The organism is Streptomyces humi, from assembly GCF_001005085.2.
In the GTDB taxonomy this organism is placed as follows: Bacteria; Actinomycetota; Actinomycetes; order Streptomycetales; family Streptomycetaceae; genus Streptomyces; species Streptomyces humi.
In genome coordinates this window covers 35334-50359 of record NZ_LBMU02000101.1, presented here as the reverse complement: position 1 = coordinate 50359, position 15026 = coordinate 35334, and the positions used below count along the sequence as shown (strand labels likewise).

General features: G+C 69.5%; 12 protein-coding genes. 5 read left to right on the top strand and 7 right to left on the bottom strand.

Annotated features, from left to right (window positions below; translation table 11 throughout):
* Positions 1-230 precede the first annotated feature (230 nt).
* Genes AAW13_RS38590 through AAW13_RS38570 form a run of 5 tightly spaced genes read left to right on the top strand, consistent with a single transcriptional unit; the run spans position 231 to position 6113 of the window.
* Positions 231-2102: an ABC transporter substrate-binding protein gene (locus AAW13_RS38590; protein WP_079179139.1), complete on the top strand. Its 1872-nt coding sequence runs from the start codon at positions 231-233 to the stop codon at positions 2100-2102.
* A gap of 3 nt (positions 2103-2105) precedes the next feature.
* Positions 2106-3182 carry an ABC transporter permease gene (locus AAW13_RS38585; RefSeq protein ID WP_046733853.1) on the top strand — a complete coding sequence of 359 codons (1077 nt, stop codon included), beginning with the start codon at positions 2106-2108 and terminating at the stop codon, positions 3180-3182.
* Positions 3179-4129 (top strand): ABC transporter permease, encoded by a 951-nt coding sequence (locus AAW13_RS38580; protein WP_046733854.1) that lies wholly within the window; start codon positions 3179-3181, stop codon positions 4127-4129. The genes AAW13_RS38585 and AAW13_RS38580 overlap by 4 nt, the downstream gene beginning before the upstream one ends.
* Positions 4126-5124 carry an ABC transporter ATP-binding protein gene (locus tag AAW13_RS38575; RefSeq protein ID WP_046733855.1) on the top strand — a complete coding sequence of 333 codons (999 nt, stop codon included), beginning with the start codon at positions 4126-4128 and terminating at the stop codon, positions 5122-5124. The genes AAW13_RS38580 and AAW13_RS38575 overlap by 4 nt, the downstream gene beginning before the upstream one ends.
* Positions 5121-6113: an ABC transporter ATP-binding protein gene (locus tag AAW13_RS38570; RefSeq protein ID WP_046733856.1), complete on the top strand. Its 993-nt coding sequence runs from the start codon at positions 5121-5123 to the stop codon at positions 6111-6113. Before AAW13_RS38575 ends, AAW13_RS38570 begins: the two co-directional genes overlap by 4 nt.
* Here the strand turns inward: AAW13_RS38570 and AAW13_RS38565 are convergent.
* The 7 genes from AAW13_RS38565 to typA all read right to left on the bottom strand — a co-directional run bounded on the left by AAW13_RS38565 (position 6103) and on the right by typA (position 14868).
* Positions 6103-6510 carry a VOC family protein gene (locus AAW13_RS38565; protein ID WP_046733857.1) on the bottom strand — a complete coding sequence of 136 codons (408 nt, stop codon included), beginning with the start codon at positions 6508-6510 and terminating at the stop codon, positions 6103-6105. The two genes, AAW13_RS38570 and AAW13_RS38565, sit on opposite strands and share 11 nt — an antisense overlap.
* Before the next feature lie 74 nt (positions 6511-6584).
* Positions 6585-7733 (bottom strand): ABC transporter ATP-binding protein, encoded by a 1149-nt coding sequence (locus tag AAW13_RS38560; RefSeq protein WP_046733858.1) that lies wholly within the window; start codon positions 7731-7733, stop codon positions 6585-6587.
* Positions 7726-8775: an ABC transporter ATP-binding protein gene (locus AAW13_RS38555; RefSeq protein ID WP_046733859.1), complete on the bottom strand. Its 1050-nt coding sequence runs from the start codon at positions 8773-8775 to the stop codon at positions 7726-7728. Before AAW13_RS38555 ends, AAW13_RS38560 begins: the two co-directional genes overlap by 8 nt.
* Before the next feature lie 11 nt (positions 8776-8786).
* A complete protein-coding gene (locus AAW13_RS38550) occupies positions 8787-9740 on the bottom strand; it encodes an ABC transporter permease (RefSeq protein WP_046733860.1) in 954 nt (317 codons plus the stop codon).
* Entirely contained in the window at positions 9733-10665 is a 933-nt protein-coding gene (locus AAW13_RS38545; protein ID WP_046733861.1) for an ABC transporter permease, read from the bottom strand. Before AAW13_RS38545 ends, AAW13_RS38550 begins: the two co-directional genes overlap by 8 nt.
* Before the next feature lie 138 nt (positions 10666-10803).
* Positions 10804-12429, bottom strand: coding sequence for a peptide ABC transporter substrate-binding protein (locus AAW13_RS38540; protein WP_046733862.1), 1626 nt, complete (start codon positions 12427-12429; stop codon positions 10804-10806).
* Positions 12430-12960: 531 nt separating this feature from the next.
* Positions 12961-14868, bottom strand: coding sequence for a translational GTPase TypA (typA, locus tag AAW13_RS38535; protein WP_046733863.1), 1908 nt, complete (start codon positions 14866-14868; stop codon positions 12961-12963).
* Positions 14869-15026 lie beyond the last annotated feature (158 nt).

Here is a 15026-nt window from a genome sequence, read left to right as displayed (position 1 = left end):
CCGGCGCCAGCGCTCTACCAGGCCACCTTCACCGGTACAGACCAAAGGTGATCGCGATGGCCGTCAACTCGCCTTTTGTGCAGGCCACACTGGCTTCACGCGCCGTTGACGCACCCGGACGGCCGCTGATAGACACACTCATCACTCAACTGGCGTCACCAGGGCGAGACCCCGGCCCTGAAGTCCGAACAAGCCGTCCCTGTGCGAGCGATGACGCGAGGTCACCCCCCATGAGCCCACAAGCCCAGCACAGCGCAAGGCGTCCACACCCGAACAGCTCCCGCCTCCGTGCGCCCCGGCCGCTGGCGGCCGCCGGTGCCCTCGCCCTGGCCTTCTCGGCGGTGCTCGCGACCCCGCTCGACCCGTTGACGCGGCAGGCGTCGGCCGCCACCGGCGACAAGGTGCTCACCGTCGCGGTCGCGCAGAGTGTCGACTCCCTGAGCCCCTTCCTGGCGACGCGGCTGCTCAGCACCAGCGTCCAGCGGCTGATGTACGAGTACCTCACCGACTACGACCCCGGGGACGCGCACCCGGTCCCCGGCCTCGCCACCAAGTGGACCGCCTCCGCCGACAAGCTCACCTGGACGTACACGATCCGCTCCGACGCGAAGTGGTCGGACGGACAGAAGGTGACCGCCCAGGACGCGGCGTGGACGTTCCGCAAGCTGATGACGGACCAGGCGGCCGCCACCGCGAACGGCAACTTCGTCACCAACTTCCGCAGCGTGACGGCCCCGAGCCCCACCCAGCTGGTCATCGAACTGAAGAAGCCGCAGGCCACGATGACCGCCCTGGACGTGCCGATCGTGCCCGAGCACATCTGGAAGGACGTGCCGGACTTCTCCAAGTTCAACAACGACACCAAGTTCCCCGTCGTCGGCGACGGGCCGTTCGTCCTCACCGGCTACAAGGCGGACAGCTACGTCCGGCTCCGGGCCAACAAGGACTTCTGGCGCGGGGCCCCCAAGTTCGACGAGCTGGTCTTCCGGTACTACAAGGACCAGGACGCCGCCGTGGCCGCCCTGCGCAAGGGCGAGGTCTCCTTCGTGGCGGGCGCGCCGGCCCTGACCCCCGCCCAGGCGTCCTCGCTCGATGGCCAGAAGAACATCCGCGTCAACGACGCCCCGGGCCGCCGTTTCTACGCCCTCGCCACCAACCCCGGCGCCCGCGCGAAGAACGGCCGGAAGTTCGGCGACGGCGACCCCTCCCTGCTCGACGAGCGGGTGCGGCACGCCCTGTTCCTGGCCGTCGACCGGAAGACCATCATCGACAAGGTGTTCCAGGGCCACGCGGTCGAGGGCCAGGGCTACATCCCGCCGCGCTTCGCCACGTACTTCTGGAAACCGTCCGCGGGCCAGGCGCTCGGCTACGACCCCGCGAAGGCCGCACACCTCCTCGACCAGGCCGGCTACCGGAAGAACGCCGACGGCAGACGGGTCGGCAAGGACGGCAGACCGCTGAACTACCGGGTGCTGTGCCACGCCACCGACCCCAACGACAAGGCCGTGGGCCAGTACCTCAGGGAGTGGTGGGCCAAGCTCGGCATCGGCATGACCCTCGACTGCCTGGACAACGTCACCGACCCCTGGCTCGCGGGCAAGTACGACCTGGCCTTCGACGGCTGGTCCGTCAACCCCGACCCGGACTACGTGCTGTCCATCCACACCTGCGCCGCCCTGCCGGCCACCCCCAAGGACACCGGCCCGACCGACAACTTCGTCTGCGACCGGACCTACGACGACCTGTACGACCGGCAGCTCGCCGAGTACGACCCCGCCAAACGGGCCACTGTCGTCAAACAGCTGGAGTCCCGGCTGTACGACCTGGGGTACATGAACGTCATGGCGTACCCGAACGCCGTCGAGGCCTACCGCACCGACCAGATCGCGTCGATCGAGACGATGCCCGAGGCCGCCGGCAACATCTACGGACAGGACGGCTACTGGAGCTGGTGGTCGGCGGTGCCCGCCGACTCCGCGGGCTCCTCCGGAGGCGGTTCGACGGGGATCGTCGTGGGCGTCGTCGCCGGGGTCGTGGTCCTGGCGGGCGCCGGGGTGTTCCTCGCCAGGCGCCGCCGCGCCACGGCCGACGACCGCGAGTAGCCCATGCAGCCCACCGCTCCCGACGCACCGTCCGCCCCGGCCGGTCCGGACCCGCTGCCGGCCCCGGCCGGTCCGGCGGTCCGCGGACCGCGGGCCCGCACGGCCGCCGCCTACCTGCGCTACGGCGTGGCCAAGGCGGGCGGTGCCGCCGTCTCGCTGTTGGCCGTCCTCGTCACCGGTTTCTTCCTCTTCCGGCTGATCCCCGGCGACCCGGTCCGGACCATGACGGGCGGCAGGCCGATCTCGGCCGCGCAACTCGCCGCGTACCGCGAGGAGTTCGGGCTGGACCTGCCGGTGTGGGAGCAGTTCACGGACTACTGCCGCAAGGCGCTCACCGGCGACCTGGGGACGTCGTACCAGTTCCACGCCCCGGTCGTCGACAAGATCGGCGAGGCACTGCCGAACACGCTGCTGCTGACCGGTACGGCGTTCGTGATCTACACCGCGCTCGGGATGTACCTCGGCACCCGCTCGGCCTGGCGGCACGGCCGGTTCGGCGACCGGCTCAACACCGGTCTGGCGCTGACCCTGTACTCCGTCCCGTCGTTCTGGCTGGGTCTGCTGGCCATCATCGTGTTCGGGGTGGGCCTCGGCCCGGTCCCCGGCCTCTTCCCGACCGGCGGCATGGAGTCGGGCGGCGAGCAGGGCCTCGCCCACGTCCTCGACGTCGCCCATCACCTCGTCCTGCCGGTGCTCACCCTCGTCGCGGTCGAGTACGGGCAGACGCTGCTGGTCACCCGCTCGGCGCTGCTGGACGAGATGGGCAGCGACTACCTCACGACCGCCCGCGCCAAGGGCCTGCGGGACGACCTGGTGCGCCGCCGGCACGCGGTCCCGAACGCCCTGCTGCCCACGGTCACCCTGGTCTTCGTCAACCTCGGCCGGACCGTCGCCGGCGTCATCCTGGTCGAGACGGTCTTCTCCTGGCCCGGCCTCGGCGGCCTCTTCTACCAGGCCCTGAGCGTGCCCGACCTGCCCCTGGTGCAGGGGCTGTTCCTCTTCTTCGCCTCGGCGGTGATCGTCATGAACACTCTGGCCGACCTGTTGTACCCCCTGCTCGACCCCCGGGTGGGCCGATGACGGCCGGCGCCACTCCCCCGGCGCCGGGGGCGGCCGAGGCCGGGGCGCCCGGGGCCGCCGGACCTCGTGCGCTGGCGTGGCGACGGCGCCGCGCCTCCGCCGTACGGTTCTGGCGGCAGTACCGGACCCGGCGTGCCGGGCTGGCCGGCCTGGCCGCGCTGGTCCTGTTCGCCCTGGTGGCGCTGACCGCGCCGCTGACCGTCGGCTCCGGGGTGGCCGGGGTGACCGACGCGCCCGGCGGTCCGCTGGAGGCGCCGAGCGGTGAGTTCCCGCTGGGCACCGACCGGTTCGGGCGCGACCTGCTGGGGCTGGTGGTGTGGGGCTCCCGGGTCTCGCTGCTCGTCGGGCTGCTCGCGGCGGTGCTGTCGGTGGTGATCGGCGCGGTCGTCGGGGTCACCGCGGGCCACTTCCGGGGGGTGTACGCGACCGTGCTGATGCGGATCACGGACTGGTTCCTGGTGATGCCGGCCCTGGTGCTCGCCATCGCGCTGGCCACCGTGATGTCCCGGTCGCTGGGCACGGTGGTGCTGGCCATCGGCGTCACCTCCTGGCCGACGACGGCCCGCCTGGTGCGTGCGCAGACGCTCGCGGTGGAGTCCCGGCCGTACATCGAACGGGCCAGGGCGCTGGGCGGCGGCCACTGGCACGTCATGACCCGGCACGTGCTGCCCAACGTGATGCCGCTGGTCCTCGCCCAGACCACGCTGATGATCTCCTCGTCGATCCTCGCGGAGGCGACGCTGGCCTTCCTGGGGCTCGGTGATCCGACGGTCATCTCGTGGGGCGGGCTGCTTCAGGACGCGCGCGAGGCTGGCGCGGTCAGCGCCGGGGACTGGTGGTACCTGTTGCCGCCGGGCATCGCGATCGCGGTGGTCGCGCTGGCGTTCACACTGTGCGGGCGTGCGGTGGAGGCCGTCCTCGATCCCAGGCTGGGGGTGACCCGTTGACCCTGCTGGAGGTCCGGGACCTGGAGGTCACCTACCCGGGCGGCGCGGCCGCGGTGCGGGGCGTGGACCTGACGCTGGCCGCGGGCCGCAAGCTGGGCATCGCGGGCGAGTCGGGGTGCGGCAAGTCCACACTGGCGCTGGCGCTGCTCAGACTCCTGCCGGCCGGGACGCGGGTGTCCGGGGAGGTCCTGCTGAACGGCGAGGACGTGCTGACCATGCGCTGGGGGCAGGTGCGGGCGGTGCGCTGGGCGGGCGCCTCGATCGTGTTCCAGGGGGCGATGCACTCGCTCAACCCGGTGCACCGGGTCGGCGACCAGATCACCGAGCCGGTCCTGCTGCACCGCGGGGCGACGGCCGCCGCGGCCCGGCGGCGGGCCGGTGAACTGCTGGAGCGCGTGGGCCTGCCGGCGTCCCGGGCCGCCGCGTATCCGCACGAGCTGTCCGGCGGGCAGCGCCAGCGCGTGATGATCGCCATGGCGCTGGCCTGCGACCCGCGGCTGATCGTCGCCGACGAGCCGACGACGGCCCTGGACGTGATGATCCAGGCGCAGATCCTGCGGCTGATCGAGCGGCTGGTGGCGGACCAGGACGTGGGTCTGATCATGATCAGCCACGATCTGGCGGTGCTCGCCGACACCTGTGACCGGCTCACCGTGATGTACGCGGGCCGCGTCGTCGAGGAGGGCCCCGCCCGCCAGGTCTACGAGGACGCCCGGCACCCGTACGCGCGGGCCCTGTCGGCGGCGTTCCCGCGCATCGGCGATCCCGCCTCCCGGTTCGCGCCGCGCGGTCTGCCCGGCGACCCGCCCGATCCGGCGGCGCCGCCCGCCGGCTGCGCGTTCCATCCACGCTGCCCGGTGGCGCTGGACGTGTGCGCCACGCGGGACCAGCCGCTGCGGGACGCCGGACCGGACCGGCGGGCCGCCTGCGTGCACGTGGGGGCGGCGGTCCCCGGACCGGCCCCCGCCGCCGAGGACGCGAGGAGCACCTCATGACGACGACACCGCCGCCGCTGCTCAGCGCCGAGGGCCTGCGCGTGGTCTTCCCCGGACGGCACGGCGCCGCCGGGGTCCGGGCCGTGGACGGCGTCGAACTCGCCGTCCGGGCCGGGGAGATCGTGGCGCTGGTCGGCGAGTCCGGCTGCGGGAAGACGACGCTGGCGCGCTCCCTGCTCGGCCTGGTGAAGCCGGCCGCGGGACGGGTCACCTTCGCCGGGAAGCCCCTGGAGTACTCCTCGCGCGCGCTGAAGGCGTACCGCAGACGGGTCCAGCTGGTGCTGCAAGATCCGACCGGCTCGCTCAACCCCCGGCACACCGTGTACGACGCGGTGGCCGAGGGACTGCGCGTCCACGGCCGTACGGGGGACGAGCGGGCGGCCGTCGCGGCGGCCCTCGCGCACGCGGGGCTGCGACCGCCGGAACGCTTCTTCCTGCGCTATCCGCACCAGTTGTCCGGAGGGCAGCGCCAGCGGGTGGTGATCGCGGGCGCCCTCGTCCTGGAGCCCGAACTGATCGTCGCCGACGAGCCGGTGGCCTCCCTGGACTCCTCCGTGCGCGGCGAGATCCTGGCCCTGCTGCTGCGGCTGCGCGCCGAACTGGGGCTGGCCGCGCTGGTGGTCACCCACGACCTGGGGCTGGCCTGGAACATCGCGGACCGGGTCGCGGTGATGTACCTGGGCCGGATCGTGGAGACGGGGGACGTCGAACAGGTCCTCACGGCTCCCCGGCACCCCTACACCCAGGCGCTGTTGTCGGTGCTGCCGGAGGCGCCGGGCGAGCCCGTGGTGCTGACCGGTGAGCCGCCCGACCCGTCCCGCATCCCCGCCGGCTGCCGCTTCCACGCCCGCTGCCAGATCCTGGCGGACGGCACGGCGGCCCGCGCGGGCGTCGCGGACGCCTGCCGCACCCAGGACCCGGGGGTCCTGGACGGCACCACCGGCCGCCAGGTGGCCTGCCACTGGGCACGGGCCCGGATCACGGCGTGAGCCCGGCCGGCGGTCCGTCCGCGGCGACCAGTTCCACCTCGAAACCGTCGCTGTTCACGAGATAGGCCGCGTAGTGCCGCGGTCCGCCCGCGTGCGGGTAACGGTCGGCGAACAGGGGCGACCACCCGTGCGCGGGCGCGCTGTCCGCCAGCTCGTCGACCCGGGCGGCCGGCCCGGCGTGGAACGCGAGGTGGTTGAGGCCCGGACGGGTCCGCTCGTGCGCGCCGGCCGTCATCGCGGGCGACCGCTCGACGACGAGATAGGTCTCCCCCATGCGCCAGCTACGGCCGTCCGCCCACTCCTGGTACGGGCGGTAGCCGAGCCGGCCCAGCAGCCAGCCCCATTCGCCGGCCGCGCGCGACAGGTCGGGAACCCACAGCTCGACATGGTGCAGCATCCGGGCCGTCTCCTCGGGACATGACGGTTCCCGGTACCCCTCGGGGATACCGGGAACCGTGGCGGGGTGGGGCGTCAGGCCGCGTGGACGACGTCCTTCTCCTCCGCGAAGTGGCAGGCCGACTCGTGGGACGCCGGGGTGTCCGAGGCCTTGAAGCGCTCGGGGATCGCCAGCAGCGGAACCTCCTCGGCGCACTTGTCCTGGGCCTTCCAGCAGCGGGTGCGGAAGTGGCAGCCGGACGGCGGGTTGGCCGGCGAGGGCACGTCACCGGTGAGGATGATCCGCTCGCGGTGCTCACGGGCCTCCGGGTCGGGGACCGGGACCGCCGACAGCAGCGCCTGGGTGTAGGGGTGCGTCGGGTGCTCGTAGATCTGCTCGTCGGAACCGATCTCGGCGATCTTGCCGAGGTACATGACCCCGACCCGGTCCGAGATGTGCCGGACGATCGACAGGTCGTGCGCGATGAAGATGTACGACAGGTTGAACTCGTCCTGGAGCCGCTCCATCAGGTTGATGACCTGTGCCTGGACGGACACGTCCAGCGCGGACACCGGCTCGTCGCAGATGATGATCTCCGGGTTGAGCGCCAGGCCGCGCGCGATGCCGATGCGCTGCCGCTGGCCGCCGGAGAACTGGTGCGGGTACCGGTTGATGTACTCGGGGTTGAGCCCGACGACGTCCAGCAGCTCCTGCACCCGGCGGCGCCGGTCGCCCTTCGGGGCCACCTCGGGGTGGATGTCGAAGGGCTCGCCGATGATGTCACCGACCGTCATACGCGGGTTGAGCGAGGTGTACGGGTCCTGGAACACCATCTGGATGTTGCGGCGGACGGCCTTCAGCGCGCGCCCGGACAGCTTGGTGATGTCCTGGCCCTTGTAGAAGATCTCGCCGGCCGTCGCCTGCTCGAGGTTCATCAGGAGCTTGGCCACCGTCGACTTGCCGCAGCCGGACTCGCCCACGATGCCCAGGGTCTCGCCCTGGTGCAGGTCGAAGGAGACGCCGTCGACGGCCTTGACCGCGCCGATCTGCTTCTTGAACAGGATGCCCTGGGTCAGCGGGAAGTGCTTGACCAGGTTGCGCACCTGGAGGATCGGCTCGCCCCGCTCGACGGTCGCCTCGATCGCGGCGACCGAGGCCTCCTCGGACGCGGCTTCCACCACGTCCACGTCGGAGACGTTCGGCGTGGCGTCCTGCGGCTCGTCGTTCTTGCTGAGCTCAGCCATGGAGCGTCTCCTTCCAGAAGTGGCAGGCCGAGGCCCGGCCCGGCAGTTCGCCGCCGTCCTGCTCGGTCACCGGCAGCAGCGCCGGGATGTCCGTACGGCAGATGTCCTGGGCCTTGGGACAGCGCGGGTTGAAGGCGCAACCGGTCGGGATGCGCAGCAGGTTGGGCGGCAGACCCTTGATCGCGTAGAGCTCCTGGCCCTTCTGGTCCAGGCGCGGGATCGAGTCCAGCAGACCGCGGGTGTAGGGGTGCGCGGGCCGCTTGTACAGCTCGTGGACCGGGGCGGTCTCGACGATCCGGCCCGCGTACATCACGGCGATCTTGTCCGCGACGTCGGCGACGACGCCGAGGTCGTGGGTGATCAGGATCAGACCCATGTTGTACTCGCGCTGTAGCTCCGCGAGCAGGTCCATCACCTGGGCCTGGACCGTCACGTCGAGGGCCGTGGTCGGCTCGTCGGCGATGATCAGCTCGGGCTCCAGGGCCAGCGCCATCGCGATCATGATGCGCTGGCGCATACCGCCCGAGAACTGGTGCGGGTAGTCGTTCACGCGGGCCGCCGCGGCCGGGATCTTCACCCGGTCCATCAGCTCGATGGCCTTGGCCTTGGCGTCCTTCTTGGACATGCCCTGGTGGACCCGGAACATCTCGCCGAGCTGGTAGCCGACGGACAGCACGGGGTTCAGCGAGCTGAGCGCGTCCTGGAAGATCATGGCGATGCGCTGGCCGCGGATCTTGCGGCGCTCGTCGGCGGACATGGTGAGCATGTCCTGGCCGCGGAAGCGGATCTCGCCCTGCGGGATCTTCGCCGGGGGCATGTCGAGGATGCCCATGATGGCCTGCGCGGTCACGGACTTGCCGGAACCGGACTCACCGAGGACGGCGAGGGTCTCGCCCGCGGCGACGTTGTAGTTGACGCCGTTGACTGCCTTGACGACACCCTCGCGGGTGTGGAACTCGACGTGCAGGTCCCGCACTTCGAGGAGCGGGCCGCCGTCGTTGTCGCGCGGCGAGGGCACGAAGGCTTCTTCGATGATGGTCACGTACGCCTCCCTCAGCGCATCTTCGGGTCAAGGGCGTTGCGCACGGCCTCACCGAGCATGATGAACGCCAGCACGGTGACGATCAGCATGATCGAGGGGTACAGCATGATCCACTGCGCCACTCGGATCTGGTTGCCGCCGTCGGAGATGTCGTTGCCCCAGGACACTCCGTTCAGGCCGAGTCCCAGGTACGACAGGGTGGCCTCGGCGGAGATGTAGATGCCGAGCGAGATGGTGGCGACGACGATCACCGGTGCCAGCGTGTTCGGCAGGATGTGCCGGAACATGATGCGCGGTGTGCTCGCGCCCAGCGCCTTGGCGGCGTGCACGTAGTCGGCCTGCTTGGTCGTGATCACCGCGCCGCGCATCACGCGGGCTATCTGCGTCCAGCCGAAGAAGCTCAGGGCGCCGATGACGACCCAGGTCGTGCGGTTCTGGAAGGAGGTGAGGAAGACCATGGTGCCGAGCAGGAACGGGATGCCGAAGAAGACGTCCGTCAGCCGGGACAGGATCGAGTCGACGATGCCGCCGAAGTAACCGGCGATCATGCCGACCAGACCGCCCACGACGGTCACCGCGACCGTCGTGCCGAAGCCGACCGCGATGGAGGCGCGGGCGCCGTAGATGACGCGGGCGTAGACGCTGCGGCCCTGCTGGTCGTAGCCCAGCCAGTCGGCCGAGAAGAAGTTGCCGAGCTTGGGCTTCTGGAGGAAGTGCTTGGCCAGGTCGCCCGAGGTCGGGTTGGCGCCGGTGAACCAGCCGGGGAAGAAGGTGATCGTCAGCAGCAGCAGGATCAGCGCCGCCGAGACGAGGAAGATCCAGCTGCGCCGCAGGTCCTGCCAGGCGTCGCCCCACAGGCTGCGCGTCTTCTCCGGCTTGCTCGGCTCGGGCAGTGCCCCTCCGGCCGCCGCGACGGCGGCGTCCTCGGCGGCGGCCTCGGGCACGGTCTTGGTCACGTCAGGCATAGCGAATCCTCGGGTCAAGGACCGCATAAAGCAGGTCGACGAGCAGGTTGGCGAGCAGGTAGACGAGGACCAGGATGGTCACCAGGCCCACGAGGGTCGTGCCCTCACGGCGCACGATCGACTGGTAGATCGTGCCTCCGATGCCCTGGATGTTGAAGAGGCCCTCGGTGACGACGGCACCGCCCATGAGGGCGCCGATGTCGGTACCCAGGTAGGTGACCACCGGGATCAGCGAGTTGCGCATGAGGTGGACGCCCACCACGCGGCGCTTCGGCAGGCCCTTGGCGATGGCCGTGCGGATGTAGTCGGCGCGCAGGTTCTCGGCGATCGAGGTCCGGGTGAGCCGGGTCACGTACGCGAGTGACGCGGTCGCCAGCACGATGGCCGGCATCAGCATCTCGTTGTAGTTCGTCGGGTCGTTGACGTTCGGTGGCAGCCAGTTCAGGTCGAAGGCGAAAATGACCTTGAGGATGTAACCGAGGACGAACACCGGCACCGAGATCAGCAGCAGGGTGAACAGCAGGATCGCGTTGTCGGTGACACGCCCGGCGCGCAGACCGGCGACGATGCCCAGGGCGATGCCGAACACCATCTCGATGAGGAAGGAGAGACCGGCCAGACGGAGGGTGACGGGGAACGCGTCGCCGAGCACGTCCGTGACCGGACGGCCGCTCGCGATCTGCGTACCGAAGTCGCCGTGCAGGATCATGTTCTTCATGTAGTGCCAGTACTGGACCAGGATCGGCTGGTCCAAGCCGTACTGATGTCTCAGCTGGGCGATCACCTGCGGGCTGCCGCCCTTGTCGCCGAACAGTCCTCGCACGGGGTCGCCGGGCAGGGCGTAGACCATGAGGAAGATCAGCAGGGTTGTCCCGATGAAGACCGGGATCATCTGGAGCAGTCGTCGTGCGACGTAGCGCCCCATCGTGCCTCCATGTCAGTCACAGCGGCAGCCGACGGGCCCTTTCCCCGCGCACCGTTGAATGATGCGTACGGAAAGGGCCCCCAGTTACTGCCGTTGCCCGGGGCGCGGCGGAACCGCGCCCCGGATACGGGCTTGTGATTACTTCTTCGCGACCTGGACGCCGGTGAGCACCGGGTCGCCGGCCTGGTCGAACTTGACTCCGGAAACCTTCTCCGAGTAGCCCGCGTTGACCTTGTAGTACCAGAGCGGAATGCTGGGCATGTAGTTGACCAGCTCCTTCTCGATGGCCTGGTACTTCTGCTCCGAGTCCTCCAGCGAGCTCGCGGAGTCGGCGGCGGCGATGTCCGCGTCGACCTTCGCGTTGGAGAAGCCGCTCTGGTTGCCGTCCGACTTGGAGCCGTACAGGTCACGGATGAAGTTGGCGTTCATCGGGAAGTCCAGCACCCAGCCCGAGCGGTACAGGGACTTGACCTGGTGCGCGTCACGCGCGTTCAGGTCGGCCTGGAAGTCGGCCTTCGAGTCGCCCGCGCACTTCACACCGGTGGCGTTGGTGATGGAGTTGCAGACCGCGTCCACCCAGTCCTTGTGACCGCCGTCCGCGTTGTACTGGATGGTGATGGAGTTGCCCGGAACGCCGCCACCCTCCTTGATGAGCTGCTTGGCCTTCGCCGCGTTGTACGTGGTGACGTCACCGGCCGCGTTCGGCTGGAAGCCGAGGACGCCCTTGGCGACCCAGCCCGTCGCGGGCTCACGGGTGCCGTTGAGCACGGTCTTGGTGATGGTGGCGCGGTCGATCGCCATCGACAGGCCCTGGAGGACCTTCGGGTTGATGTTCTTCCACTGCTTGGTGTAGAACGCCGGCGCGATGGTCTGGATCGCGGAGATCGGCTGGTCGATCGCGCGGTCGCCGAGGTCCTGCTTGTAGACCGGCAGGTCCTTGGGGGCGATCTGGGTCAGGACGTCGACGTTGCCCGACTTCAGGTCCTCGTACGCCGTCTCGGGGGTGGCGTAGTTCTTGAAGATCACGCCACCGTTCTTGGCGGCGTCCGGACCCTTGTAGCCGTCGAACTTGGCGACCTGGATCTGCTTCTTGTGCTGCCAGCTGACGAACTTGTACGGACCGTTGCCGATCGGGTGCTGGCCGGCGGCCTTCGGGTCCTTGTAGAAGGACTCGGGCAGCGGCGAGAAGACCTCGTAGCCGAGCTTGTACACGAAGTACGGCATCGGCTTGGAGAGCGTGATCGTGAAGGTGCTGTCGTCGACGACCTTCAGACCGGAGAGCGAGGTGGCCTTCGGCTTGCCCTTGGCCGGCGCGACGTCGTCGTAGCCCTGGATGTCGGAGAACCAGAAGCTGTTGGTCTGCTTGTTCGCCGGGGCGGCGGCCCAGTTCCACGCCTTGACGTAGGAATCGGCGGTGACCGCGGTGCCGTCGTGGAACTTCCAGCCCGGCTTCAGCTTGACCGTGAAGGTCTTGTTGTCCTTGCTGTCCACCGACTGGGCATTGACCATGACGATCTTGCCCGCGGAGTCGTAGGAGACCAGCTGCGAGAAGAGCGACTTGATGACGATGCTGCCGTAGGACTCCATGGTGTTGGCCGGCTGCAGCGGGTTCTGCGGCTCGCCGGACTCGACCGAAAACACACCGTTAGGGTCGATCGCGGCCTTGCTGCTGCCCTTGTCGTCACCGCCGCCGCCACACGCAGTGGCCCCCAGCGCCACAACCGCAGCTATCGCAACCCACTTGGCGCTCTTGGCACCACGCATGGGGCTCCTCCTCATGAGTCCATTGGTTCACCGCATGGAGGAGCACTTGACACGTCGCCGTCACCGGCGCCTGAAACGGTCAGGTGCTCCCCGCGCCCGCGAGTCGACGCCGCCTACGGCGCACGACTCGTTGATCCGAGCTCTACGCGCCTAACTATCTGCCATCCGCCATGGTCGAACCACACTCGCAAGGTCTCGGTTCGATCACACCTTCGGCGTACATCTTCCAAAATCCGGACAAAGGGTTTGCCGAAAGATCCCTGCGAAACGGACTTGTTACACATCTATCGGTCGCGAATGTTCGCATTCCGAACGCGAGTCGGATGAAAATCCAGTTGCAGAATCCCGGCCGCTGCGGCATGGGCGCAGGGGGGAGCACTCGCTGTGAGAAAGCCTAGTGCCGTACGGTCCGTCTTTGCCGTTCCACGGCAAGACCTAGGGTTTTCCCTATCCCTCGGCCCGGGGGCCTGAACACAGAGAGCCGGGCCCCCGCGGTGCGGGGTGCCCGGCGTCCTGCTGTGGCGGCTCGCGTCAGCCGTGCTTGGCGCGGCTGGCGGCGCGGGCCCGCTCGCGGGCGTCCAGGTTCACCTTGCGGATCCGGACGGCCTCCGGGGTCACCTCGACGCACTCGTCGTCACGGCAGAACTCCAGCGACTGCTCCAGCGAGAGCTTGCGCGGCGGCACGATCGCCTCGAACGTGTCGGCCGAGGACGACCGCATGTTCGTGAGCTTCTTCTCCTTGGTGATGTTGACGTCCATGTCGTCGGAGCGGGAGTTCTCGCCGACGATCATGCCCTCGTACACCTCGGTGCCGGGCTCGGTGAACAGCACACCGCGCTCCTGGAGGTTCGTCATCGCGAACGCGGTGACGGCACCGGAGCGGTCGGCGACCAGGGAGCCGTTGTTGCGGGTCTGGAGGGGGCCGAACCAGGGCTCGTGACCCTCGTGGATGGAGTGCCCGATGCCCGTGCCGCGGGTCTGCGTCAGGAACTCGGTCCGGAAGCCGATGAGACCGCGGGACGGCACCACGAACTCCATGCGCACCCAGCCCGAGCCGTGGTTGGACATGTTGTCCATCCGGCCCTTGCGGACGCCCATGAGCTGCGTGACCGCGCCCATGTGCTCCTCGGGCACGTCGATCGTCATGCGCTCGACCGGCTCGTACGTCTTGCCGTCGACCTGCTTCGTGACGACCTGGGGCTTGCCGATGGTCAGCTCGAAGCCCTCGCGGCGCATCTGCTCGACCAGGATGGCGAGCGCCAGCTCACCACGGCCCTGGACCTCCCAGGCGTCCGGACGCTCGGTGTCGAGCACGCGCAGCGACACGTTACCGATCAGCTCGCGGTCCAGGCGGTCCTTGACCTGGCGGGCGGTCACCTTGCGGTCCTTGACGGCGGCCTTGTTGTCGGCACCCTTGCCGGTACCGCCACGGCCGACCAGCGGCGAGGTGTTCGTGCCGATGACCATCGAGATGGCCGGCTCGTCGACCGTGATCAGCGGCAGCGGGATCGGGTTCTCGGGGTCGGCGAGGGTCTCACCGATCATGATCTCCGCGATACCGGCGACGGCACAGATGTCACCCGGGCCCGCCACCTCGGCGGGCTTGCGGGTGAGCGCCTCGGTCATCAGCAGCTCGGTGATGCGGACGTTGGCCATCGTGCCGTCACGCTTGATCCAGGTGACGGTCTGGCCCTTGCGCAGCTCGCCCTGCTCGACGCGGAGCAGCGCGATACGGCCGAGGAAGTTGTCGGCGTCCAGGTTGGTGACGTGCGCCTGGAGCGGGGCCTCCTCGTCGTACTCGGGGGCCGGGACGTGCGACAGGATGGTGGAGAAGAACGGCTCCAGGCTGTCGCTGTCCTGCGGGACGGTGCCGTCCTCGGGCTTGGTCAGCGAGGCCACGCCGTCACGCGCGCAGGCGTAGACGATCGGGAACTCGATCTGGTCCTCGTCGGCGTCCAGGTCGAGGAAGAGGTCGTAGGTCTCGTTGACGACCTCGTCGATCCGGGAGTCCGGGCGGTCCGTCTTGTTGATGCACAGGATGACGGGCAGGCGCTGCTGGAGGGCCTTGCGCAGCACGAAGCGGGTCTGCGGCAGCGGGCCCTCGGAGGCGTCGACCAGCAGGACCACCGCGTCCACCATCGACAGACCGCGCTCGACCTCGCCACCGAAGTCGGCGTGGCCCGGGGTGTCGATGATGTTGATGGTGATGACGTCGCCGCCATCCTTGGGGTGGTACTTCACGGCCGTGTTCTTGGCCAGGATCGTGATGCCCTTCTCACGCTCCAGGTCGTTCGAGTCCATCATTCGGTCGTCGAGCGACTCGGCGGCGTGCGCCGCGAAGGCACCGGCCTGCTTCAGCATGGCGTCGACGAGGGTCGTCTTCCCGTGGTCGACATGGGCGACGATGGCGACGTTGCGGATGTCGTGGCGCGTGGCCATAGTGCGGCGTACTCCCGGAGTGTGAGGAAGGGGCCTGCGCGTACATCGGTGTCCGCGGACCCTGCCGGGCTGAACACGCCACGGCCTCACCCCATGGTACTGGGCCGCCGCCGCCGCGGCCTCCCGGGGCCCGAACACACGCCCCGGGAGGGGCCGGA